The organism is Modestobacter lapidis (genome assembly GCF_054780755.1).
The window spans coordinates 211,845-233,802 of record NZ_BAAGVS010000004.1 but is presented as its reverse complement, the minus strand read 5'-3'; the positions used below and the strand labels follow the sequence as shown (position 1 = coordinate 233,802).

Below are 21,958 nucleotides of genomic sequence, written 5' to 3'. Positions count from 1 at the left end.
GCCCTAGGGGTCGAGGAGCCGGTCGAAGGTCGCCGCGACGGTGGCCCACGACCAGCGCTCCTCGACCCACCGGCGGCCGGCCGCACCCATGGCGCGGGCCCGTTGCGGGTCGTCGAGCAGGCCGGTGAGCACCCGGGCCACCGCGGCCGGCGAGCGCGGGTCCACCACGTGCCCGGTCACGCCCTCCTGCACGGTTTCCGGCGCGCCCCCGGAGGTGCCGGCCACCACCGGTTTCCCGCAGGCGGCGGCCTCCAGGAACACCATGCCCAGCCCCTCGACGTCCAGGCCGCCCCGGCGGGTCCGGCAGGGCATCGCGAAGACGTCGCCGGCCGCGTAGTGCGCCGGCAGGTCCGGCGCGGCCACCCCGCCGGTCAGGACGACGGACTCCCCCAGCCCCCGGGCGGCCACCGCCCGGCGCAGCGCGGCCTCCGACGGGCCACCGCCGACCAGCAGCAGCCGCGCCGACGGGTGCCGGTCCACCACCCGCGGCCACGCCTCGACCAGGACGTCCTGCCCCTTGCGCGGCACCAGCCGGGAGACGCAGACGACGACCGGGGCGTCGCCCAGCCCGTAGCGGGCCCGGACGGCGGCGCCGTCGGCGCGCGGCGTGAAGGCCTCGACGTCGACGCCCGGGGACAGCTGGGCCATCGCCACCCGGTCGGCCAGCGCCGGCGCCAGCCGCCCGTGCGTGTACTCGCTGATGTAGGTCAGCACGTCCAGGCCAGCGGCGATGCGGCGCATCATCGACCGAGCTCCCGGCAGCGCCACCCAGCCGGTCTCGTGCCCGTGGGTGGCGCCCACCAGGTGCTCCACGCCGGCCCGCCGCAGAGCCGGGGCGAGCAGGCCCAGCGGGGCGGCGGCGCCGAAGAACGCCGTCCGGCAGCCGTGGTCACCGGCCAGCCGCGCCGCGGTGCGCGCCACGGCCGGCGTCGGCAGCAGCATCCCGGTGGGCGCCCGGACCACCGGGTAGGGCAGCCCCGCGTCGTGCTCGGCCGAGCCGGGGTGGTCGGAGGCGAGGACGACGAGGGACTCCGGCGGCCGGCGGGCGAGCAGCGCGGCGACGAAGGTCTGGATGCCGCCCTGCCGGGGCGGGAAGTCGTTGGTGACGACGAGCGTGCGGTTCACCGGCCGTGGACCCGGGTCCAGTCGGTGGCGAAGGCGACCCGCTGCGCGGTCGTGGGATGGGTCCCGAAGAACCACTGCCATGCCGCCGGCGGGTCGGGATCGGAGAGGTTGGCCACGCCCAGCTCGCGCTGCACCCCCGCGAACCCCGCGGGGTCCCCGGTCAGGTCCAGCGCGTGGAGGTCGGCCCGGGCCTCGACCCGCCGGGAGACGCCGTCCTGCACCGGGGTGGACAGCAACGTCCCCGCGGCGACCAGGAACAGCAGCAGTCCGATGATCCGGGGGTCGCCGGGCCCGTCGGCGCCGGCCCGGCGGAGCAGCGGCGTCCAGCCGAGCAGCCAGCCCAGCAGCGCGACCGCGGCCGCCGACCCGAGCGCGCCGATGAGCGTGCCGGTGAGCACGTCGCGGTTGGCGACGTGACCGAGCTCGTGGGCGACGATCGACTCGATCTGCGCGTCGGGCAGCCGGTCCAGCAGCGTGTCGTAGACGACGATGCGCCGCGAGGAGCCGAAGCCGGAGACGTAGGCGTTCAGCGCGGTGGTGCGCCGGCTGGCGTCGGCCACCAGGACGTCGTCCACCGGGGTGCCGCTGCGCTCGGCGAGGGCGAACAGCTCACTGCGCAGCGCACTGGGCGGCATCGGCTCGAAGCGGTTGAACGCCGGCTCGATCACCAGCGGGTAGAGGAACGACCCGGCCACCACGAGGCCGGCGGTGCCGGCCGCCGCCCAGGCCCACCAGGTCCGCGGAGCCCACCGGGCCAGGGCGACGACGGCCAGCACGACCAGCGCGGTGACACCGGCGGAGATGGCCGTGGACGTGGCGACGTCCCGCACCCACAGGCCCCAGCTGCGGGTGGACAGGCCGTAGCGGTGCCGGACCACCTCGCCGTAGGCCGACAGCGGCAGCGTGGCCAGCCGGCCGATCACCACCAGGGCCACCGTGCCCAGCAGCGCCTGCCAGGCCCAGCCGCCGCCGAGCGGCCGCGCCACCGCCCGGATGACGGCTGCGCCGGCCCGGGTGAGACCGAACACGGCCGAGACCAGCAGGCTGAGCAGCAGCGCGGCCAGGGATGCCGGTCGCCGTGCGGCGGCGAAGGAGTTCGCGCGCTCCATCTCGGCCGGGGAGAAGGTGGCCGACGGGTCGACCGGGGTGCGGCCGCCCGGCGGGGTGGGGATCAGCTCGCCCGGCGTGACCACGACGATCACGGCGAGGACGGCGACCCCCAGGACCAGCGCCACGAGCAGGGCGAGGCGTCGGGCACTCACGCGCAGGAGCTTAGGCCGACCGGCTGGCAGGTCCCTGGGCCCGTGCGGTCAGCCGGCGTAGCGGCGGGCACCGGCGTAGCCGGCCATGTCCACGCTGGTGATCTGCACCGGGACACCGAAGGTGGCGGCGTGCACCATCCGGCCACCACCGATGTACATGCCCACATGGCTCACCGGGCTGCGGAAGAAGACCAGGTCACCGGGCTGCAGGTCGCCGCGGGACACCGCGGTGCCCATCGTGGACTGCGCCTTGCTGGAGTGCGGCAGGCGCACCCCGGCGGCGGCGTAGGCGTACTGGGTCAGACCCGAGCAGTCGAACGCGTCGGGGCCGCCGGCAGCCCAGACGTAGGGATCGCCGAGCTGGGCCAGCGCCGTGTCGACGGCCACCTGCGCGGCCGCGCTGGGCGCCAGCACCGCGCCGGCCGACGGGGCGACGTTCCGCGACGCGCCGGCGCCGGGCGCGGGGAGCGCGGGGCCGGCGTGGGTCCGGTTGACCTGCTCCTGCTGGGCGGCGGTCAGCGCCGCGTACTGGGCCTGGTAATCGGAGATCTGCCCCGTGAGGACGGCCTGCCGGGCGGTGACCGCGTCGAGGGTCTGCTGGGCGGTGGCGGCGGCCGCGTCCGCGGTCGCCTTGGCCTCCTGCGCTGCCGCGGACGCGGCGGCCACCTGGGCGAGGACGTCGTTGGTGTGGCCGGCGATGGCGTCGAGCATGTTCACCTGGGCGAGGAACTCGTCGGCCGAGCCGCTGGTCATCAGGGCGTTGAAGTGGGAGAGGTTCTCCCCGGTGAAGGCGCTGCGCGCCACCTGGCGCATCTGCCCGTCCAGCGCGGCCAACTGGGCCTGGGCCGCGGCGACGGCTTCACCGGCGGTGGCGGCGGCAGCCTGCTGCTCCGTCAACTGCACACGCGCGTCGTTCACCTCTTCGGTGACCGCCTCGAGCTCGTGATCGGCCTGGGCGACCAGCTCCGTGGCCTCCTGCGGCGAGGCGGCCTGGGGCGCCGGTGCGGCGCTCGCGGCACCGGGCAGCACGGTCACGGCGAGGCCGGCGGCCGCGGCCAGCAGGACGGCGGTACCGAGCCGGCCGACCAGCCGGGGTCGGCGGACAGCCGTCGCCGGGGCCGACGGGGTTTCGGGCCGGGTCGCGGACCCGGTGCGGGCAGGACGGACGGACAGGTGAGGGCTCGCCACGGTCGGCGCGGCTCCATTTCCTCCACATCGACCGCCTACCGAGTTAGCTGACGGGTTCGGGCGAGGAAGAAGATCGCCCTATCTCTGCGCGCCGTCGCCGGCGCGTGCGGTCCGGTTGCCCGGCCGCGTGAGAACTCACCCCAGTGCTGCGGTGGGTCCCCGGTTCACCCGGCCAGGGAAGTGGCCGGCTGATTCGGCGGTGTTCGGAACGAGGTCACCCTCTGTGCGGTGACGACCACTCTCCCGAACGAGGGAAACAGTAGGGCCGTGATCAGACCGAGACAAAGCCCTGTCGGACGCCCAGAGCGCGACAGCAGCTGACGAATCACAGTGCTGGAATTCGTCAACTCACGTGGCGGTCGCCGTCCGCCTGACGCGGGGGAGCCGGCAGCGACGCATCCTGATGACGCAACGGCGGAACCAGTCCGAAGTCTGCCAAGGCCCGGACGGCCCTCCGCTCGACATCGTCGAGCTCGACTACCGGCCGGGCGGCCACCCCGTCACTGTCAAGGTGCGGCACATCACAGAACGCAACCTCCTGCCCGGGCGCGTCCGGCGCGTCGGCACGGACGGTTGCCGGCTGCACCTCGCCGGTGGCTGAGCGGACGCGCCGGGTGAGGGGCACGACCGTCGGTCCGGTCTCCTGCCAGCCCGGTGGGGCGCCGAGCAGGACCGTGACGACGCAATCGGCGCAGCCGTCCCCGCGGACGGTGCAGGTGTCGCAATCGATGAGCACGCCGGCTCTCCTCTCTCCTGTGGTCCAACGCCTGCGGACCGTAGGAGGGGCCACCGACAGTTCCGTCCCCCGTGGCCGCGGAGGATCCCGGCAGGGCCCCCGGGTCGGCGGCGGTCGGGCCCGACCCGGGGCGGCGTGGCCTCCCCGGGACTGTCGGAGGTCCGACCTAGCGTCCGACCCGTGCCACCCCCTCCCCTCCCGCCGTCCGCGCCGATGCCTTCCGCGGGGTTCCCCGCGCTGCCGCCCGGCACCGCCTCCCCCGGCGCGCTGGTGCGGTTCGAGCAGGCCACGATCGACGACCTGGGCACCCCGCTGGCCGACATCACGTTCGTGGTGGTCGACCTGGAGACCACCGGCGGCTCCCCCAAGGACAGCGCGATCACCGAGATCGGTGCGGTCAAGGTCCGGGCCGGTGAGGTGCTCGGCGAGTTCCAGACCCTCGTCGACCCCGGCCAGGAGATCCCGCCCTACATCAGCGTGCTGACCGGCATCACCTCGATGATGGTCGCGGCCGCCCCCCGGATCGACTCGGTGCTGCCGGCCTTCCTCGAGTTCGCCCGCGGCGCGGTGCTGGTGGCCCACAACGCGCCGTTCGACCTCGGCTTCCTCAGGGCGGCGTGCGAGGCCTCGGGGGTCGCCTGGCCGGCGTTCGCCGCGGTCGACACCGCCGTCCTGGCCCGCCGGCTGCTCACCCGGGACGAGGTGCCCAACTGCAAGCTCGGCACCCTCGCCCCCTTCTTCTCCACCACCACCCAGCCCTGCCACCGCGCACTGGACGACGCCCGCGCCACCGTCGACGTCCTCCACGGCCTGTTCGAGCGCCTCGGCCCGCTCGGAGTGACCTCGCTGGAGGAGCTCAGCGGTCTCACCAGCCAGGTCGACCCGCAGCGTCGGCGCAAACGGCACCTGGCGGCCTCCGTCCCGCGCGGACCGGGCGTCTACGTCTTCCGCGGCGCTCGGGACGAGCCTCTCTACGTGGGCACCTCCACCGACCTCCGCAGCCGGGTGCGGAGCTACTTCACCGCCGGCGAGCAGCGCAGCCGGATGACCGAGATGGTCCGGCTCGCCGAGCGGGTCGATGCCCTGCCGTGCGCACACGACCTGGAGGCGGCGGTGCGCGAGCTGCGGCTGATCGCCGAGCACAAGCCGCGCTACAACCGGCGTTCCCGCTTCCCCGAGCGCGCCCTGTGGGTGCGCCTCACCGACGAGCCCTTCCCCCGCCTGTCGGTGGTGCGCCGCGTCCGGCCCGGCGCCGGGGTGTTCCTCGGCCCGTTCCCCGACCGCCGGGCCGCGGATGCCGCGATGGCCGCGGTGCACGAGTCGCTGCCGCTGCGCCAGTGCACGACCCGGTTGACGCTCAGCGCCTCCGGCAGCGCCTGCGCGCTGGCCGACATGGGCCGCTGCGGAGCACCCTGCACCGGCGCGCAGAGCCGAGAGGAGTACGCCGCCGTGGCCGCGGTGTTCCGCGCCCTGGTCGAACGCGACCCTCGCGCCGTGGTCGCACCCCTGCTCGGGCGGGTCGAGAGACTGGCCACCGAGGGGCGCTACGAGGACGCTGCGGTCCTGCGCGACCGCACCGCGGTACTGGTGCGCGCGATCCGGCGACGACAGCGGCTGGAATCGCTGGCCGCCGTGCCCGAACTGGTGCTCGCCCGGCCCGACGGTGCGGGCGGCTGGCAGCTGTCCGTGGTGCGACGGGGCCGGCTGGTGGCTGCCGGGGTCGCCGAGCGCGGCCGTTCGGTCCGGGCCCACCTCGCCGACCTCAGGACGACGGCTGAGACGACCAGCGGCCCGGACGGCGAGCTCGCGGCGTCGGTGGACGAGACCGAGCTGGTGCTGCGCTGGATGGAGAAGCCGGGTACGCGGCTCGTCGAGCTCACCGGCACGCTGGCCAGCCGCACCCCTGGCACCGGCGGGTACAGCGACTTCCTCGCCCGGGTGGAGGCCGGCCGGGCCGGCCGCGACCCGTTCGCCGACAACCGGGCGCTGAGCACCCGCAGCCAGCCCGAGCGGGTGGCGCCGGGCCGGCCGGAGCGCGCGGCGGACCGGCGCGGCCGGCCGCCGACCCGACTAGCATCGCCCGCGTGATCACCGCCATCGTGATGATCGACGCCGCCACCGACTCGATCGGTGAGGTCGCCGAGGCCGTGGCCGACCTCCCCGGGGTCAGCGAGGTCTATTCCGTCGCCGGCGACGTCGACCTGGTCGCGCTCGTGCGGGTGCACGAGTTCGACGACATCGCCGCCGTCGTCGCCGGGCGCATCAACAAGGTCCCCGGCGTACTCGACACGGCCACCCACGTCGCCTTCCGCGCGTACTCCCGGCACGACCTGGAGGCGGCCTTCTCGATCGGCTTCGAGTCCGGCGCCTAGCGGCCTTTCGGCCCCCTGCAGGGGTCCGACGCGAGCTTGCGAGCGTTGGGGGGCAGTGGGTCCTTCACCGGTCGCGCGCCGCCTGGCTGACCCGCACCCACTGCTCGAGCTTCGCGGCGGCCCGACCGTCGTCGACGGCCGCGGCCGCTCGTTCCAGCCCGGCGGCCAGCCCGTCGTGCAGCCGGGCACCGTGCTCGTCGAACGCCATCAGCGCCCCGGCGGCGTTGAGCAGCACGGCATCGCGCACCGGGCCCCGCTCGCCGGCGAGCAGCCGGCGGACCACCTCGGCGTTGACCTGCGGACCGCCCCCGCGCAGCGCACCCGGTGCGGACACCGGGATGCCCAGCGCGGTGGGGTCCAGGTGATCTGCGACGACCTCGCCGGCACGCACGATCCACACCGACGAGGTCGTGGCGGTGGTCAGCTCGTCCAGTCCGTCGTCGCCCCGGAAGACCAGCGCCCGCGTGCCGCGCGCGGCGAGCACCGCCGCCATGACCGGTGCCATCCGGCTGTCGGCGCACCCGATGGCTCCGGCGACCGGGCGGGCCGGGTTGGTCAGCGGCCCCAGGAAGTTGAAGACCGTGCCGATCCCGAGCTCCCGGCGCGGAACCGCGGCGTGCCGGAACCCGGGGTGGAAGACCGGGGCGAAGAAGAAACCGATGCCCGCCTCCCGGACGCACCGGGCGACGGCCGGGGCCGGCAGGTCGATCACGACGCCGAGGGCCTCCAGGACGTCCGCGGTGCCGGACGCCGACGACGCCGCCCGGTTGCCGTGCTTGGCGATGGGCACGCCGGCAGCGGCCGTGACGATTGCGGCCATCGTGGAGATGTTGACCGTCTGGGCGCCGTCACCACCGGTGCCGACGATGTCCACGCAGTCGACCGGCAGGCTCACCGGCGTGGCGAGGTCGACCATGGTGGCCGCCAGCCCGGCCACCTCCTCCGGTGACTCGCCCTTCGCCCGCAACGCCACGAGGAAGCCCGCCACCTGGGCCGGGGACGCCTCCCCGGTCATCACCTGGCGCATCGCCCACCGGGTGTCGTCGGCGCTGAGGTCCTCGCGACGGATCAGGCGGGAGATCAGCCCGGACCACGTCGGGGTGGCGGTGGCCACCGGTCAGCGCCGGGCGGGGCGGCGGGAGGCGCGGTCGCGCAACAGCCCGGCCACCACGTCGGCTGCGGTCAGCGGATCGATCGGGTAACCGAGCGAGGCGTCGGCGAGCGACCAGTGGGCGAGCCAGCGATCGGCCTGGCGCGCGATGAGCAGCACCAGGGCGGGACGATCGGCGATCTCGTCCGTGAGCTGCCGGCTGATCCCCATCCCACCGGTCGGCTGCGCCTCGCCGTCCAGGACGCACAGGTCGATGCCGCCGGCGTCGACCGCAGCCACGACCTCGTCGCCGGTGGCGCACTCGACGTAGGTCAACGGACCGACGTCGGCCGCCGGCGAGCGCCCCAGGGCGGTGCGGACGGCGGCGCGGACCTCGGCCCGATGGCTGAAGACCAGCACGGTGGCCGGTACGGCGGCGTCGCTCACCCGGGCGAGCCTAGTGGCACGACGCGACGCCCACGTCGCCGCGCCGCGCCGCCCACACCGGGCCGCGCCACGCCCACCCACCCCACGTCGTGGCAGGGCCGTCCCGATGCCATGATGACCAGGTGACAACGGCCCCCGTGGCGAGCAGCACCTTCGACACCTCGCGGGTGCACTCCCTGACCCGACCGAACATGGTCAGCGTCGGCACGATCGTCTGGCTCGCCAGCGAGCTGATGTTCTTCGCCGGACTCTTCGCCATGTACTTCACCGCGCGCGCCCGGGCCACCGATGGCTGGCCGCCGGAGCCAACCGAGCTGAACCTGCCGTACGCGACCTTCTTCACGCTGATCCTGGTCGCGTCATCGGTCACCTGCCAGATCGGCGTCTTCGCCGCCGAGACGGGCAACGTGTACGGGCTGCGGCGCTGGTTCACGATCACGTTCGCGATGGGCCTGATCTTCACCGTGGCCCAGTTCAACGAGTACCGGGTCCTGGTCACCGAGCACGGGACGACGATCGCCTCGTCGGCCTACGGCTCGGTGTTCTACCTCACGACCGGCTTCCACGCGCTGCACGTCATCGGCGGCCTGGTGGCCTTCGTGTTCGTGCTCATCCGGTCCACCATGGGCCGGTTCACGCCAGCACAGGCGACCTCGGCGATCGTGGTCTCCTACTACTGGCACTTCGTCGACGTCGTGTGGGTCGGGCTCTTCGCCACGATCTACCTGATCCGCTAGGGAACCGGTGTCCACCACGAACCCCGAATCCGCTGCTCCCCTCGAGAGCGGCCGTCGCAGGCTGCTGCGCCGGCGCCCGGTCGCCGGCTCGCCGGCCGCCGCCGCCCTCGACCGGCGACGCTCCAAGCAACGCCGTCGGGTGGCGAACGTCGCCGGTCTGATGGCCGCGCTGGTGCTCACCGGTGTGGGCTACTCGACGCTCGCGCCGGGCGCCAATGCCGCCGAGGATCCGCCGGGCGTCGTCTCGTCGGCCGTCGAGGCCGGCGAGGAGCTCTACACGCGCAGCTGCATCACCTGCCACGGTTCGAACCTGCAGGGCGTCGAGGACCGCGGTCCCTCGCTCATCGGGGTCGGCGCGGCCTCGGTCTACTTCCAGGTGTCCACCGGCCGCATGCCGCTGGTGCGCCAGGAGGCCCAGGCCCCCGAGCATCCGGTGTTGTTCTCCGACGAGGAGATCGACCAGCTCATGGCCTACGTCCAGGCGAACGGCGGCGGGCCGACCCTGCCGTCGGGCGACCTGCGGGACGGTGACCTGGCCGAGGGCGGTGAGCTGTTCCGGCTCAACTGCGCCTCCTGCCACAACTTCGTCGGGGAGGGGGGCGCCCTCTCGTCCGGCAAGCGCGCTCCCTCGCTGGGCGACTCGAACGACCTGCAGATCTACACCGCGATGCTCACCGGCCCGGAGAACATGCCGGTGTTCGGTGACAACCAGCTCACCCCGGACGAGAAGCGCGCGATCATCAACTACGTGCAGACGATCGACGCACAGGCCGATCCCGGCGGCGCCGCCATCGGCCGGGCCGGTCCGGTGGCCGAGGGTCTGGTCATCTGGGTGGCCGGCATGGGCGCTCTGCTGTTCGGGATCTTCTGGATGGGGACGAAGGCGTGAGCACGACTGACCACCAGCGCCCCGGCTCGGCCGGTGGCTCCGACGAGGCGGGCCCCGCGCACGGCGGGCCGGACGAGGACCACACGCCCGAGCAGCTGGCCGCGATGGACCGCGTCGAGCGGGACCGGCTGGGTGCCCGCTACGACGGTGTCGAGGTCCTGCACGTGGAGCCCGGCCCCACGCCCGGCTCGAAGCTGGAGAAGCAGGCCACCCGCCTGGTGACCTTCTGGTTCTTGCTGGCCGCTCTGCTGTCGTTGGCCTTCCTGGTCGTCTACGTCGGGTCCGGCTGGTTCCTGCCGGACTGGCAGTGGACGGTGGGCGGTAGCGCCTGGAGCGCCGCCTTCACCCCTCTCACCGGCCTGTTCATGGGCCTTGCCCTCACCTCGGTCGGCATCGGACTGGTGGTGTTCGTCAAGAAGCTCATGCCTCACGAGACCGCGGTGCAGGACAAGCACGACGGCTCGCACTTCGACCGCGTGACCACCTCCGCCACCCTGCTCGGCGGCCTGGACAACTCCGGGCTCCGCCGTCGCAAGCTCCTCACCGGCACGCTGGGCTTCATGGCTTTGGCTTTCGGGGCGATGCTCATCGCCCCGCTCGGTGGACTGATCAAGAACCCGAACAAGGGCAACCCGCTCGGCACGACCCCGTGGGCCGAGGGCATTCGCCTCGTGCGGAACGACGGCACCCCGATCCGCCCCGGTGACCAGCAGCCGGGCTCCCTGGAGACCGTCTTCCCCGCGGTGACCGGCGGGAACCGTGCCGCCGATGCCGCCACCATGCTGATCCGGCTGCGTCCGGCGCAGCTCCAGAATCTCCAGACGCCCACCGGCCAGGAGGACTTCGGCTACGGCGACTACGTCGCCTACTCCAAGATCTGCACGCACGCCGGTTGCCCGGTCTCGCTCTACGAGCAGGAGACCGGCCGGATTCTCTGCCCGTGCCATCAGTCCCAGTTCCAGGTGACGGAAGGTGCGAAGCCGGTCTTCGGCCCGGCCACCCGGCCGCTGCCCCAGCTGCCGATCACTGTGGACGACGAGGGTTACTTCGTCGCACGCAGTGACTACATTGAGCCGGTCGGCCCCACCTACTGGAACCGGGAAAGCATCTGATGGCCACCTCCACGGCTGCGCCGGCCGCACCGGCGACCCGCATCGGCCGAGCAGCTTTCGAGGTCGACGACCGACTCATCGTCGCCGGCCCCCTGCGCCGGACGCTGAACAAGGTCTTTCCCGACCACTGGTCGTTCCTGCTCGGCGAGATCGCGCTCTACTGCTTCGTCATCCTGCTGCTCTCGGGCACCTACCTGACGTTCTTCTTCGACGCGACCATGCAGGAGGTCATCTACGAGGGCGGCTACGCACCGCTGCGCGGCGTGGAGATGTCCGCGGCGTACGAGTCCACGCTGGCGCTGTCCTTCGACGTGCGCGGCGGGCTGCTGATCCGGCAGATCCACCACTGGGCCGCCCTGCTGTTCGTGGCCGCGATCGTCGTGCACCTGCTGCGGATCTTCTTCACCGGTGCCTTCCGCCGGCCGCGCGAGAGCAACTGGCTGATCGGGGTGGGGCTCCTGGTCCTCGCCCTGCTCATGGGCGTGACCGGCTACACCCTGCCCGACGACCTGCTCTCCGGAACGGGCCTGCGGATCATCAGCGCGATCCTGCTCTCCATCCCGGTCGTCGGCACCTGGGTGCACTGGGCGGTCTTCAACGGTGACTTCGTCGGCATGGACATCATCGGACGCTTCTACATCGTCCACGTGCTGATCCTGCCGGCGATCGTCCTCGGCCTGATCGCCGTGCACCTGCTGGTCCTGGTCAAGCAGAAGCACACCCAGTTCCCCGGCGCGGGTCGGACCGAGCACAACGTGGTCGGCAACCGGCTGTTCCCGACGTTCGCCGGCAAGGCGACGGCGCTGTTCTTCATCGTCTTCGGGGTCTGCGCCGCGCTCGGTGGCCTCGTGCAGATCAACCCCGTCTGGCTGTGGGGGCCGTACAACCCGGCGCAGGTTTCCGCCGGCTCGCAGCCGGACTGGTACATCGGATTCCTGGACGGGTCGACACGGCTGTTCCCCGCCTGGGACATCAACCTGCCCGGTGGCTACGTCATCCCGGCGCTCTTCTGGCCGACCGTGGTCATCGCCGGTGCGATGTTCACGGTGCTCGCGCTGTACCCGATGATCGAGCGGAAGCTGACCGGCGACACCGCCTCGCACCACCTGCTGCAGCGGCCGCGCGACGTGCCCGTGCGCACGTCGATCGGTGCCATGGCGCTGTCGTTCTACATCGTGCTGTGGATCTCCGGCGGCAACGACCTCATCGCGGACAAGTTCGACATCAGCCTCAACGCGATGACCTGGTTCGGCCGGATCGGGATGATCCTCATCCCGCCGATCGTGTACGTGCTGACGTACCGGATCTGCCTGGGCCTCGAGCGGCACGACCGTGAGGTGCTCGAGCACGGCATCGAGACCGGCGTCATCCGGCGGCTGCCCAGCGGCGAGTTCATCGAGGTGCACCAGCCCCTCGGTCCCGTCGATGAGCACGGCCACGGCCAGCTCGCCTACGGCGGCGCCTCGGTACCGAAGAAGATGAACCAGGTCGGTGGTGCGCGCCGCGCGATCAAGGGCTTCTTCTCCCCCGTGGAGGAGCCCGCCGCGGTGCAGGCCGAGGCCGAGCACGAGGCGCGCGGGCTGGAGGCCACCGAGGCCGCCCGCCGCGAGCTCACCGGATCGGGACGCCCCTCCGAGGGCGGGCGCCCCTCCGAGGGCGGGCGACCCCAGGAGCCGCGCGACTGATCGGCACGACACGACAGAGGGGCCCTGGCGGACATCCGTCAGGGCCCCTCTGTCGTATCCGCCCCGGTGCAGCCAGGTGCCCGGGCGATCAGCAGCACCGCGTCCTCGCATCCTGCTGTCCGCCGGTCCGACCGGTCAGTGAGCGAGCTCAAGTCCGATGACGCAGCCGACGATGCCGGCCAGCAGGAGGCCCCGGACCGTCGACACCGGCTCCTGCCCTGACCACATCGCGTAGCCGGCCGTCATGACGGCGCCGATGTCCACCCAGACGGCATACGCAGTACCGAGCGGCCGCCCGCCGCGCATCGCGTAGTAGGCCAGCCCGGCCATGCTGGCGGCGGGGGCGGCGCTGAAGACGGCGGCGGGTGCCACCGGTTGTCACAACCGGCGCCGGGTGGGTGGTGACGGTCACCACCAGGCGGCAGGTCGCGTTCACCCGGTGTGGTCGCGCCGGCACCGGGAACGCCCGGGGTTCCTGCCCCGCGGACTCCACACGCAAGCAGGGTCCCTCCCGCCGGAGCGGAAGAGACCCTGTCGCGTCGTGGAGCGCGTCGTCAGCTGTGCGCGTTCTGCCCGACGTAGTACTCGAAGAGCAACCCGCCGATGGTCAGGATCAGGGCCGCACCGGCGATGAGCACCAGCCACGGGTACCAGAAGGCCAGCGCCAGGCCCATCAGCCCGGCAGCGAAGGCGAGTCCGAACGGCCAGTAGCTGCCCGGGCTGAAGAACCCCAGCTCCCCTGCGCCGTCCGCGATCTCGGCGTCCTTGCTGTCCTCCGGCCGGTCGTCGATGCGCCGGCTGACGAACCAGAAGAACCCACCGATGAGCAGGGTCAGGCCGCCGGAGAGGGCGAGGGCGGTGGTGCCGATGGGCTCCCGCGCCCAGAACCCGTAGATGATCGCGGTCACGATGCAGAACACCGTGAGCAAGTTGAAGATGAGTGCTTCGACCTTCACGGCCGCTCCTCCTGGTGCTGGTGCTGGGGCGTGGTCGGGTCAGTCACCTTGCAGTGCCGATTGCTGCTGCCGGTCGAGCAGGAAGGGGCGGGTCGTGGTCGCCGTGCCCTCCTGGCCGATGCTCTCCAGCGCCTCGAAGGTCGTCAGGCCGTCCTCGCGGGCATCGATGTAGTCCTCGTAGTCGGCCGCGGAGACCGAGCGGACCTCGAAGTTCATGAACGCGTGGTAGGTACCGCACAGCTCGGCGCACCGGCCCACGTAGGAACCCTCCTCGCGGACGGTCACCTCGAAGACGTTGTCCCGGCCGTTCTCGTTGCCCGGGATGATGTCGAGCTTGAAGAGGAACTCCGGCACCCAGAAGGAGTGGATGACGTCGGCCGAGGCCAGCTCGAAGCGGATCGTCTGGTCGACCGGCAGCACCAGGATCGGGATCTCGGTGCTCGTTCCGACCGTGGACACCGGCTCGCCGCCGTTGGCGTCGGTGGTGTCGGGGTAGACGAACTGCCAGTTCCACTTGAATGCGTTGACCGCGACGGTCACGTCCGGGTCGTCGCTGCGCTGCTGCACCCGGTTCTGCACCGTCACGGTGTAGAAGAACAGCCCCGCGATGATGATGAACGGGATGATCGTGTAGACGATCTCCAACGGCAGGTTGTAGGCCGTCTGGCGCGGGAGCTCGTTGCCGCGCTTGCGGTACCGGATCGCCGCCCAGGCGATCAGCACCCACACCGCCACACCGACGACCATCGCGGTGATGCCGGACCCGATCCAGAGGTCGCGCATCAGCTCTGCCTCGTCGGTGATGCCGTCCGGCCAGCCGATGGCGAACAGTTGGTCCACCGAACACCCGCTGAGCGTGAGCGCCCCCAGGAGACCGAGCGCGGCCACCCGCGCGAGCTTGCTGCGTCGAGCCACTGCCCGCTGCCTCCTCATCCCCCACGTGGCGGCACCACGCGGTCTCACCTGCAGGCTCGTCCAGCCCTCTCGGGAGAACCGGTCACGCCCACCACAGTCTGGCCGAGACTAGCCGACCCCGCCCGGCATCCCGGCCCCGGGAGCGGGTGCGCGGCGGCGCGCCCCGGATATCCGCGCCCACCCGCGCGACGATCCACACCGCCCGCAGTGCGGGCGTCCACCGCCAGCTCGTGGTCCCAACATCACACCCCGCCCCCAGCACCTCGCCGGTTACAGTCGGGGGCGTGTACCGACGGCTGTTGACCCGCAACTGGGTGCTGCTCCACCTGGTGGTCGCGGCCCTGTTCGTGGGCACCTTCTACCTGGGCAGCTGGCAGCTCGCCAAGGCCGAGGACGGCGGCGGCCCGGTCAACTGGAGCTACGCCCTGCAGTGGCCGCTCTACGGCTTCATGGGCCTGTGGTTCTACGTCCGCATGTGCCGCGACGAGCTGGCTCGCGACCCCGACGCCGACGAACCGGGCAACGCCGTGGTGCTGTACCAGCGGCCGCGGATCGACACCACGGGCGACCCGGAGCTGGCCGCGTACAACGCCTACCTGGCCGAGCTCAACGCCAAGGCCCTCGGCCAGCGGACCGGCAATGGTGGCTGACCGCACCGCAGCCTCCTCGGGGCTGCCGCGCGCCCTGGCCCGCCGGGTCGGTCAGGACGTACCCGCTGCGCTGGTGCGCTACCGGGTGATGGCCTGGGTCGTCGGCGTCCTGCTGGCCGCCCTGGTCCTGGTCGCCGTCCCCCTGAAGTACCTCGCCGGCGAGGGCGGGCCGGTGGCCGTCATCGGCACCGCGCACGGCTGGCTGTACTTCATCTTCTTCCTCACCGCCTGCGACCTGGCACTGCGCGCCCGGTGGACCCTCAAGGGCACAGTGCTCGTGCTGGTCGGAGGAACCATCCCGATCGTGTCGTTCGTGGCCGAGCGGATCGCCACCCGCAGGACCCGCGCCGGCGAGCGCGTCTGACCTGGGGCGCGCCGCCCCACCCCGTCCCCCACCGCTTGGAGACCCACGCATGTGCGGCCTGCTGGCCTACCTGTCCACCGATGCCGACCGGGTCGAGGAGAAGACGGTGGACGAGGTGCGGCAGGCGCTGCACTGCCTGCACCACCGCGGCCCCGACGACACCGCCGTGTGGTCCGATGCCCGGGTCGTGCTCGGGTTCAACCGGCTGTCGATCATCGACGTCGAGGGCAGCCCGCAACCCCTGGCCTACGCCGGCGACCGCTACCGGATCCTGTTCAACGGTGAGATCTACAACTACCTGGAGCTCCGCGAGGAGCTGAAGGCCGCGGGTGCCACTTTCGCCACCGGGGGCGACACCGAGGCGATCGTCGCCGGCTACCACCTGTGGGGCGAGGCCATCGTGCCGAAGCTGCGCGGGATGTTCTCCTTCGTGATCTGGGACACCCGGACCAACACGGCCTTCGGCGCCCGCGATCCGTTCGGGATCAAGCCACTGTTCACCGCCCGGCTGGCCGACGGCGGACTGGTCTTCAGCTCGGAGAAGAAGGCCGTCCTGGAGCTGCTCGGCGGCAGCGCCGGCGCCGGCGGCGTGGACCCGGCGTCCCTGCAGCACTATCTGACCCTGCAGTACGTTCCCGAGCCGGCCACCCTGCACCGCGGTATCCGCCGGATCGAGAGCGGGACGACGTTCACCGTCGTCGACGGCGAGCTGCACACCACCCGGTACTTCCATCCGACCTTCCGGCCGCAGCCGGTGCCGGCCGGGCGCGAACAGGAGCTCTACGACCGGATCGCCGCCGCTCTCGACGACTCGGTCGCCAAGCACATGCGCGCCGACGTCACCGTGGGCTCCTTCCTCTCCAGCGGGATCGACTCGACCGCGATCGCCGCACTGGCCAAGCGGTACAACCCCGACCTGATGACCTTCACGGTCGGTTTCGAGCGGGAGTCGACCTCGGAGGTCGACATCGCCGCGGAGTCCGCGGCCGAGCTGGGGGTCGCCCACGTCCCGGTGGTCATCACCGCCGAACAGTTCGCCGCCGCGATCCCCGAGGTGGTCTGGTATCTCGATGACCCGGTCGCCGACCCGGCGCTCGTGCCGCTGTACTTCGTGGCCCGCGAAGCGCGTAAGCACGTCAAGGTGGTGCTCTCCGGCGAGGGCGCCGACGAGCTGTTCGGCGGCTACACGATCTACCGGGAGCCGATCAGCCTGGCCTGGGCGCAGCGCGTGCCGAAGGTGGGACGCCGCGCGATGGGCGCCCTGTCGGCGCTGCTGCCCGACGGGCTGCGCGGCAAGGACCTGCTCCGCCGGGCCGCGATCCCCCTCGAGGAGCGGTACTACGGCAACGCCCGGAACTTCTCCGGGTCCGAGCTGGCCCGGTTGCTGCGTGGCCACGACCCGGACATGTCCCACGTCACCGTGACCGAGGACCTGTACCGGCAGACCCGCGAGGCCGGCTACGACGACGTCACCGCCATGCAGTACGTCGACCTGTTCACCTGGCTGCGCGGCGACATCCTGGTCAAGGCCGACAAGGTCACGATGGCCAACTCGCTGGAACTGCGCGTCCCGTTCCTCGACCCCGAGGTGTTCGCCCTGGCCAGCACCATCCCCCTCGAGCAGCGGGTCCCCCGCGGCAGCGACGCCACCAAGTACGCGCTGCGGCGGGCGATGGAGCAGATCGTCCCGGCGCCGATCCTGCACCGGCGCAAGCTCGGCTTCCCGGTGCCGACGGCGGAGTTCCTGGCGGGCCCGCTGCACGAGTGGGCCCGCGACATCGTCGCCGAGAGCCAGACCGACGAATGGCTGGATCGTGGCCGGGTGAACGACCTGCTGTCGTCCATGCGCACAGCCGAGCAGCCCAGCAAGCGCACCGCGCGCCAGCTGTGGGAGGTGCTGATCTTCATGGTGTGGCACGGCATCTTCGTCGAGGAGCGGATCACGCCGGTCATCCCGGAGACCCACTACCCCGTGCGGCTCTGACCTCGGAGCCGGACCACCCCGGGAACGCGAAACGGCGCCCGGCACCCTCTCGGGTGCCGGGCGCCGTCCGTGTACTCGGTCAGCCTCCGGTCAGGAGAACGAATCCCCGCAGGCGCAGGAGCCGCCTGCGTTCGGGTTGTCGATCGTGAAGCCCTGCTTCTCGATGGTGTCGACGAAGTCGATCGTCGCGCCCCCGAGGTAGGGACCGCTCATCCGGTCGACGATGACCTCGACCCCACCGAACTCGTGGGTCTGGTCGCCGTCCAGGAATCGCTCGTCGAAGAAGAGCTGGTAGCGGAGGCCCGAGCATCCGCCCGGCTGCACGGCGATCCGCAGCCGCAGGTCGTCACGCCCCTCCTGGTCCAGCAGCGTCTTCACCTTGAGGGCGGCGGCGTCGCTGAGGATGACGCCGGTGGTACCGGGGGCCTGCGTGTCCTGCACGGTCATGTCTGTGGTCCTCCCACACTCGAGGAACGTCCCTGCGGTGTCCTGACTGGACCCGTACGACGGGCCATCGCAAGGACCAACACCGCCGTGGCGGAGCTGCTTCCCACTGTACGGCGAACCACCGCGCGGCGGGTCCCGGTGCACCCCGGGATGGGGGGCGCGTCCCGCGATCGGGCCGGGGAGGCGTTCGGCCCACGTAGACTGCCCAGCCGTGAAGCTCCGTCTGCCCGGCCGCCGCAGCCAGCCCGAGACGACGCCGGCCCCGTCCGCCGACCTCAGTGCCCCATTCGCCACCGGCGTGGGCAAGGGGCGGCCGACGCCGAGGCGGGCCGAGGCGCAGGGCCGCCGGCAGGGGCCTCCCCCGCCGCCGCCCACCACGCGCAGGGAGGCCTACAAGCGCAGCCGTGAGCAGCAGCTCGCCGCGCGGGGCAGCCAGCGCGCCGCGGTGCTGTCCGGCGACGAGAGCGCCCTCCCCGTCCGCGACCGAGGCCCCGCGCGCCGCCTGGTCCGCGACATCGTCGACACCCGCCGCAACGCGGGCAGCGCCTTCCTGATCGTGGCCGCGCTGGTCCTGCTCGGCTACTTCATCCCCTCGCCGACCGTGCAGAGCTACACGGTGTTCGTCTGGTTCGCCTTCTTCATCGTCATCCTGGCCGACTCCTTCGTGCTGGGCCGCAAGATCTCGCGGGTGCTCGCCGAGCGGCAGCCCGACCACAAGGAGAAGACCCGCACGCTGGTCTGGTACGGCGTCAGCCGGGCCACCATGGTCCGCCGTTGGCGGTTCCCCAAGCCGCAGCTCGGGCCCAACGACCAGTACTGAAGAAGGCCCCTCCTGCGCCCCACCACTCGCCCGCTCGCGGCGGGCCCCTGCAGGAGGGCCGCGAGAGGTCATTAGCGATGCTGAGGACTAGCGTCTGCTCGTGCAGACTCGACGCCTCGGCCGTTCCGGCCTGACCATCTCCGAGATCGCCTACGGCAACTGGCTCACCCACGGCAGCCAGGTCGAGGAGGACGCCGCGCACGCCTGCGTGCAGGCCGCGCTCGACGCCGGGATCACCACCTTCGACACCGCCGACGTCTACGCCGCCACCGTGGCCGAGTCGGTCCTGGGACGCGCGCTGGCCGGTCAGCGCCGCGAGGGGCTGGAAATCTTCACCAAGGTCTACTGGCCCACCGGCCCCGGTGCGAACGACCGCGGGTTGTCCCGCAAGCACATCACCGAGAGCTGCCATGCCTCGCTCAGGCGGCTGCAGACCGACTACGTCGACCTCTACCAGGCCCACCGCTACGACGCGACGGTCCCGCTCGAGGAGACGATGACCGCCTTCGCCGACCTGGTCCGGGCCGGCAAGGTGCTCTACATCGGGGTCTCGGAGTGGCGCGCCGAGGAGATCGCCGCGGCCGCCGAGCTGGCCCGCGAGCTCAAGGTGCAGCTGATCAGCAACCAGCCGCAGTACTCGATGTTGTGGCGGGTCATCGAGGCCGAGGTGGTGCCGACCAGCGAGCAGGAGGGCCTCGCCCAGATCGTCTGGTCACCGATGGCGCAGGGCGTCCTGTCCGGCAAGTACCTGCCCGGCCAGCAGCCGGCGGCCGGCACCCGCGCCGGGACCGACGCGGTGTCCGGCTCCATCCAGGGCTTCCTGCGCGACGACGTCCTGACCCGGGTCCAGCAGCTGCGCCCGGTCGCCGACGAGGTCGGCCTGTCGATGGCCCAGCTGTCCATCGCCTGGGTGCTGCAGAACCCCAACGTGGCGGCGGCCATCATCGGCGCCAGCCGGCCCGAGCAGGTCACCGAGAACGTCGCGGCAGCCGGCGTCCAGCTGCCCGCCGAGGTGATGACCCGGATCGACGAGGTCCTCGGTGACGTGGTCGAGCGCGACCCGGCGAAGACCTCGCGCGGCTGAGCGGCGGGTGCGCCGCATGCGGCGCGCCCCGGCTAGTTCGGGGCCAGCCCCATCGGTCCGTAGACGCGATCCTGCCCCGAGAACAGCGTCACGCCGGCGATGCCCTGCTCCAGCAGGTCGCGCCAGGTCTCCCCGAGCCACGACTCCGCGTCGCCCTGGTTCTCCGACTCCGGCACCTCCACCCCCAGCGTGGCCGGGTCGACGACGGCACCCGAGGGGTCTTCCAGCTGCCAGGTCCAGCTCATGACGGCGAGGCTAACGCCCGGCCCGGGGGTCGGGGGCGCACCGCCCCCACCCGGTGATCTTGGTTTACCCGCTGCCGGCGTGGGGGCATGTAGAGGGCCCACTGCCCGCACCCGAGCCGGAGGTCCGATGAGCGGGTCACGAGCCCCCGATCCAGCCGCCATCCAGGCCGACATCGACCGCACCCGCGAGCACCTCGGCCGCACCATCGACGAGATCGGCACCCGACTCGACCTGCGCGGCAAGGCCCGTGAGCACCTCTTCCGCGTCCGGGACACCGTCGTCGAGACCTATCGGGAGAGCCCGCCCCTGGTCCTCGGGGCTGCAGCTCTCGTCTCGGCCGCCGCCGGCCTGGTCATCTGGAGGAGGAGACGATGAGCAAGGGCGCCACGCTCGCCTACCGGCCGATCGGACTACTGGGCGGCGTCCTCGCCGGCATGGTGTCCGGGGCGGTGTTCAAGCAGGTCTGGAAGCGCCTCGCCGACGAGGACGACGCCCCCGGGGCTCTGCAGAGCGAGTACTCGATGCGCGAGGTCGTGCTCGCCGCGGCGATCCAGGGGGCCATCTTCGCGGCCACCAAGGCGGCCATCGACCGAGCCGGCGCGCGGGGCTTCACCAAGCTGACCGGCAACTGGCCCGGCGACTGACACCACCATCCATCAGCGATACGAGGAGCCCCATGGCCGACACCAAGCGGCCCGAGAGCGCCGTGGAGCGGATCCGGCAGCGTGTGCAGGAGAAGGCCGAACGGCGGGCCGCCGCCCGGGTGGCCGGGCAGCGCGCCGGCGACACCCCGCGCACCGGGGCGACGTCGGCGACCGTCGTGGCGACCGAACGGCGGGAGGCCGCCCGACCGGCGCCGGAGGTGCCCAGCGAGTCGGTGATGCCAGGGGTGCACGCCGAGAAGCCCACGGACATCCCGGCGCGCGGTTGGCTGCAGATCGTCAAGCGCTCGTGGGCCGAGCACAACGCCGATCAGATGCCGATCATCGGCGCCGGAGTCGCCTTCTTCGCGTTCCTGGCGGTCTTTCCGGCGCTGATCGCCACCATTTCGATCTACGGCCTGGTCGCGTCCCCGGAGCAGGTGGCCGCCCAGATCGAGTCGCTGTCCGCCCAGCTGCCCGAGGACGCCCAGTCACTCCTCCAGACGCAGCTGACCAACATCACCGAGAACAGCGGCGGGGCGCTGACCCTCAGCCTGATCATCTCGATCCTCGCTGCCCTGTGGAGCGCGGCGGGCGGCACCGGAAACCTGATCAGCGCCGTGAACATCGCCTACGACGAGGTGGAGACGCGCAGCTTCCTCAAGCGCAAGGCGCTCGCCCTGGGCCTCACCCTCGGCGCCATCCTCTTCGTGCTGATCACCTTCGGTCTGATCGCCGTCGTGCCGGTGGTCCTCGAGGCGCTGCCGTTGGGGATCTTCGGCACGGTCCTCGCCCAGGTGGTGCGCTGGGCGCTGCTGCTCGGGGTGGTCGCCGGCTCTCTCGCCGTGCTGTACCGGCTGGCTCCGGACCGGGACGCCCCGAAGATGCGGTGGGTCAGCCTCGGCTCGGTCGTCGTCACCGTGATCTGGGCGGGGGTCAGCCTGCTGTTCAGCTTCTACGTCGACAACTTCGGGTCCTACGACAAGACCTACGGTGCGATCGCCGGGGTCATCGTGTTGATGCTGTGGCTGTACCTGACCTGCTACCTGGTGCTGCTCGGCGCGGAGATCAACTCCGAGACCGAGCATCAGACGTCCACCGACACCACTGAGGGCGATCCGCAGCCGATGGGCCGGCGCGACGCCATGGTCGCCGACGAGCTGCCCGACCCGCCGGCACCCACCAAGGAGAGCAAGCAGAAGCCCTGA

25 protein-coding genes and 1 riboswitch are annotated in these 21,958 nt (G+C 72.2%); of the genes, 14 read left to right on the top strand and 11 right to left on the bottom strand.

The annotated features are described in order from the left end of the window. Positions 1–3 precede the first annotated feature (3 nt). From ACYVG5_RS08085 to ACYVG5_RS08070, 4 genes are all read right to left on the bottom strand, one after another. Positions 4–1,125, bottom strand: coding sequence for a glycosyltransferase family 4 protein (locus ACYVG5_RS08085; protein ID WP_222044737.1), 1,122 nt, complete (start codon positions 1,123–1,125; stop codon positions 4–6). After that, complete coding sequence (locus ACYVG5_RS08080) at positions 1,122–2,387, bottom strand: M48 family metallopeptidase (protein ID WP_222044735.1); 1,266 nt, start codon at positions 2,385–2,387, stop codon at positions 1,122–1,124. Before ACYVG5_RS08080 ends, ACYVG5_RS08085 begins: the two co-directional genes overlap by 4 nt. Before the next feature lie 48 nt (positions 2,388–2,435). Beyond that, a complete protein-coding gene (locus tag ACYVG5_RS08075) occupies positions 2,436–3,575 on the bottom strand; it encodes a C40 family peptidase (protein ID WP_460683081.1) in 1,140 nt (379 codons plus the stop codon). Between the two features lie 15 nt (positions 3,576–3,590). Continuing rightward, a riboswitch (cyclic di-AMP (ydaO/yuaA leader) is annotated at positions 3,591–3,784 on the bottom strand. Between the two features lie 134 nt (positions 3,785–3,918). Continuing rightward, positions 3,919–4,311 carry a hypothetical protein gene (locus ACYVG5_RS08070; RefSeq protein ID WP_222044732.1) on the bottom strand — a complete coding sequence of 131 codons (393 nt, stop codon included), beginning with the start codon at positions 4,309–4,311 and terminating at the stop codon, positions 3,919–3,921. A gap of 180 nt (positions 4,312–4,491) precedes the next feature. Between ACYVG5_RS08070 and ACYVG5_RS08065 the strand changes: the two genes are divergently transcribed. Beyond that, on the top strand, positions 4,492–6,399 hold the full coding sequence (locus tag ACYVG5_RS08065; protein ID WP_460683080.1) for a DEDD exonuclease domain-containing protein: 1,908 nt from the start codon (positions 4,492–4,494) through the stop codon (positions 6,397–6,399). After that, entirely contained in the window at positions 6,396–6,683 is a 288-nt protein-coding gene (locus tag ACYVG5_RS08060) for an Lrp/AsnC family transcriptional regulator (protein WP_222044730.1), read from the top strand. The genes ACYVG5_RS08065 and ACYVG5_RS08060 overlap by 4 nt, the downstream gene beginning before the upstream one ends. A 64-nt stretch (positions 6,684–6,747) precedes the next feature. Here ACYVG5_RS08060 and trpD read toward each other — a convergent pair whose 3' ends face one another. Together trpD and ACYVG5_RS08050 are read right to left on the bottom strand one after the other, a co-directional pair. Then, positions 6,748–7,797 carry an anthranilate phosphoribosyltransferase gene (gene trpD / locus ACYVG5_RS08055; protein ID WP_222044728.1) on the bottom strand — a complete coding sequence of 350 codons (1,050 nt, stop codon included), beginning with the start codon at positions 7,795–7,797 and terminating at the stop codon, positions 6,748–6,750. A gap of 3 nt (positions 7,798–7,800) precedes the next feature. Continuing rightward, positions 7,801–8,220, bottom strand: a complete 420-nt coding sequence (locus ACYVG5_RS08050) for an ANTAR domain-containing protein (protein WP_222044726.1) — start codon at positions 8,218–8,220, stop codon at positions 7,801–7,803. Between the two features lie 122 nt (positions 8,221–8,342). On the opposite strand from ACYVG5_RS08050, the gene ctaE reads away from it, so the two are divergent. Genes ctaE through qcrB form a run of 4 tightly spaced genes read left to right on the top strand, consistent with a single transcriptional unit; the run spans position 8,343 to position 12,643 of the window. After that, a complete protein-coding gene (gene ctaE, locus ACYVG5_RS08045; protein WP_222044724.1) occupies positions 8,343–8,957 on the top strand; it encodes an aa3-type cytochrome oxidase subunit III in 615 nt (204 codons plus the stop codon). Positions 8,958–8,964: 7 nt separating this feature from the next. Further along, positions 8,965–9,846, top strand: coding sequence for a cytochrome bc1 complex diheme cytochrome c subunit (qcrC, locus tag ACYVG5_RS08040; protein WP_222044720.1), 882 nt, complete (start codon positions 8,965–8,967; stop codon positions 9,844–9,846). Continuing rightward, a complete protein-coding gene (gene qcrA / locus ACYVG5_RS08035) occupies positions 9,843–10,958 on the top strand; it encodes a cytochrome bc1 complex Rieske iron-sulfur subunit (RefSeq protein WP_222044718.1) in 1,116 nt (371 codons plus the stop codon). The genes qcrC and qcrA overlap by 4 nt, the downstream gene beginning before the upstream one ends. Next, the gene (qcrB, locus tag ACYVG5_RS08030) at positions 10,958–12,643 is read left to right on the top strand and encodes a cytochrome bc1 complex cytochrome b subunit (RefSeq protein WP_222044716.1); all 1,686 of its coding nucleotides are present in this window, start codon (positions 10,958–10,960) and stop codon (positions 12,641–12,643) included. The genes qcrA and qcrB overlap by 1 nt, the downstream gene beginning before the upstream one ends. Before the next feature lie 135 nt (positions 12,644–12,778). Here qcrB and ACYVG5_RS08025 read toward each other — a convergent pair whose 3' ends face one another. From ACYVG5_RS08025 to ctaC, 3 genes are all read right to left on the bottom strand, one after another. Then, positions 12,779–13,015, bottom strand: coding sequence for a DMT family transporter (locus ACYVG5_RS08025; RefSeq protein ID WP_222044714.1), 237 nt, complete (start codon positions 13,013–13,015; stop codon positions 12,779–12,781). Positions 13,016–13,197: 182 nt separating this feature from the next. Beyond that, positions 13,198–13,599, bottom strand: a complete 402-nt coding sequence (locus ACYVG5_RS08020; protein WP_222044712.1) for a cytochrome c oxidase subunit 4 — start codon at positions 13,597–13,599, stop codon at positions 13,198–13,200. A 39-nt stretch (positions 13,600–13,638) separates the two neighbouring features. Continuing rightward, positions 13,639–14,514: an aa3-type cytochrome oxidase subunit II gene (gene ctaC, locus ACYVG5_RS08015; RefSeq protein WP_222044710.1), complete on the bottom strand. Its 876-nt coding sequence runs from the start codon at positions 14,512–14,514 to the stop codon at positions 13,639–13,641. Positions 14,515–14,798: 284 nt separating this feature from the next. Here ctaC and ACYVG5_RS08010 point away from each other — a divergent pair, with 284 nt between their 5' ends. From ACYVG5_RS08010 to asnB, 3 genes are read left to right on the top strand one after another with little or no spacing between them, the layout of a single operon-like run. Continuing rightward, positions 14,799–15,164 (top strand): metalloprotease, encoded by a 366-nt coding sequence (locus ACYVG5_RS08010; protein ID WP_222044708.1) that lies wholly within the window; start codon positions 14,799–14,801, stop codon positions 15,162–15,164. Further along, positions 15,154–15,528, top strand: a complete 375-nt coding sequence (locus tag ACYVG5_RS08005; RefSeq protein WP_222044706.1) for a DUF3817 domain-containing protein — start codon at positions 15,154–15,156, stop codon at positions 15,526–15,528. Before ACYVG5_RS08010 ends, ACYVG5_RS08005 begins: the two co-directional genes overlap by 11 nt. A 49-nt stretch (positions 15,529–15,577) precedes the next feature. Continuing rightward, positions 15,578–17,512, top strand: a complete 1,935-nt coding sequence (gene asnB / locus ACYVG5_RS08000) for an asparagine synthase (glutamine-hydrolyzing) (protein ID WP_222044704.1) — start codon at positions 15,578–15,580, stop codon at positions 17,510–17,512. Positions 17,513–17,602: 90 nt separating this feature from the next. Here the strand turns inward: asnB and ACYVG5_RS07995 are convergent, their stop codons facing one another. Beyond that, positions 17,603–17,959 carry a HesB/IscA family protein gene (locus ACYVG5_RS07995; protein ID WP_222044703.1) on the bottom strand — a complete coding sequence of 119 codons (357 nt, stop codon included), beginning with the start codon at positions 17,957–17,959 and terminating at the stop codon, positions 17,603–17,605. A gap of 211 nt (positions 17,960–18,170) precedes the next feature. Between ACYVG5_RS07995 and ACYVG5_RS07990 the strand changes: the two genes are divergently transcribed. Both ACYVG5_RS07990 and ACYVG5_RS07985 read left to right on the top strand, forming a co-directional pair. Further along, on the top strand, positions 18,171–18,779 hold the full coding sequence (locus tag ACYVG5_RS07990; protein ID WP_222044700.1) for a DUF3043 domain-containing protein: 609 nt from the start codon (positions 18,171–18,173) through the stop codon (positions 18,777–18,779). A 100-nt stretch (positions 18,780–18,879) separates the two neighbouring features. Beyond that, positions 18,880–19,863 carry an aldo/keto reductase family protein gene (locus ACYVG5_RS07985; RefSeq protein WP_222044698.1) on the top strand — a complete coding sequence of 328 codons (984 nt, stop codon included), beginning with the start codon at positions 18,880–18,882 and terminating at the stop codon, positions 19,861–19,863. 32 nt (positions 19,864–19,895) lie between these two features. On the opposite strand, the gene ACYVG5_RS07980 is transcribed toward ACYVG5_RS07985, so the two are convergent. Next, positions 19,896–20,108 (bottom strand): hypothetical protein, encoded by a 213-nt coding sequence (locus ACYVG5_RS07980; RefSeq protein ID WP_222044696.1) that lies wholly within the window; start codon positions 20,106–20,108, stop codon positions 19,896–19,898. Between the two features lie 127 nt (positions 20,109–20,235). Here ACYVG5_RS07980 and ACYVG5_RS07975 point away from each other — a divergent pair, with 127 nt between their 5' ends. From ACYVG5_RS07975 to ACYVG5_RS07965, 3 genes are read left to right on the top strand one after another with little or no spacing between them, the layout of a single operon-like run. Next, positions 20,236–20,484 carry a DUF3618 domain-containing protein gene (locus ACYVG5_RS07975; protein ID WP_222044694.1) on the top strand — a complete coding sequence of 83 codons (249 nt, stop codon included), beginning with the start codon at positions 20,236–20,238 and terminating at the stop codon, positions 20,482–20,484. Continuing rightward, the gene (locus ACYVG5_RS07970) at positions 20,481–20,753 is read left to right on the top strand and encodes a DUF4235 domain-containing protein (protein ID WP_222044692.1); all 273 of its coding nucleotides are present in this window, start codon (positions 20,481–20,483) and stop codon (positions 20,751–20,753) included. The genes ACYVG5_RS07975 and ACYVG5_RS07970 overlap by 4 nt, the downstream gene beginning before the upstream one ends. Before the next feature lie 32 nt (positions 20,754–20,785). Continuing rightward, positions 20,786–21,958, top strand: coding sequence for a YihY/virulence factor BrkB family protein (locus tag ACYVG5_RS07965; protein ID WP_222044689.1), 1,173 nt, complete (start codon positions 20,786–20,788; stop codon positions 21,956–21,958).

Coding starts and splice junctions, on each gene's coding strand:
- qcrB (WP_222044716.1), top strand. CDS start 10,958: ATGGCCACCTCCACGGCTGCGCCGGCCGCACCGGCGACCCGCATCGGC.
- ACYVG5_RS07980 (WP_222044696.1), bottom strand. CDS start 20,108: ATGAGCTGGACCTGGCAGCTGGAAGACCCCTCGGGTGCCGTCGTCGAC.
- asnB (WP_222044704.1), top strand. CDS start 15,578: ATGTGCGGCCTGCTGGCCTACCTGTCCACCGATGCCGACCGGGTCGAG.
- ACYVG5_RS08005 (WP_222044706.1), top strand. CDS start 15,154: ATGGTGGCTGACCGCACCGCAGCCTCCTCGGGGCTGCCGCGCGCCCTG.
- ACYVG5_RS07995 (WP_222044703.1), bottom strand. CDS start 17,959: ATGACCGTGCAGGACACGCAGGCCCCCGGTACCACCGGCGTCATCCTC.
- ACYVG5_RS07975 (WP_222044694.1), top strand. CDS start 20,236: ATGAGCGGGTCACGAGCCCCCGATCCAGCCGCCATCCAGGCCGACATC.
- ACYVG5_RS07965 (WP_222044689.1), top strand. CDS start 20,786: ATGGCCGACACCAAGCGGCCCGAGAGCGCCGTGGAGCGGATCCGGCAG.
- ACYVG5_RS07970 (WP_222044692.1), top strand. CDS start 20,481: ATGAGCAAGGGCGCCACGCTCGCCTACCGGCCGATCGGACTACTGGGC.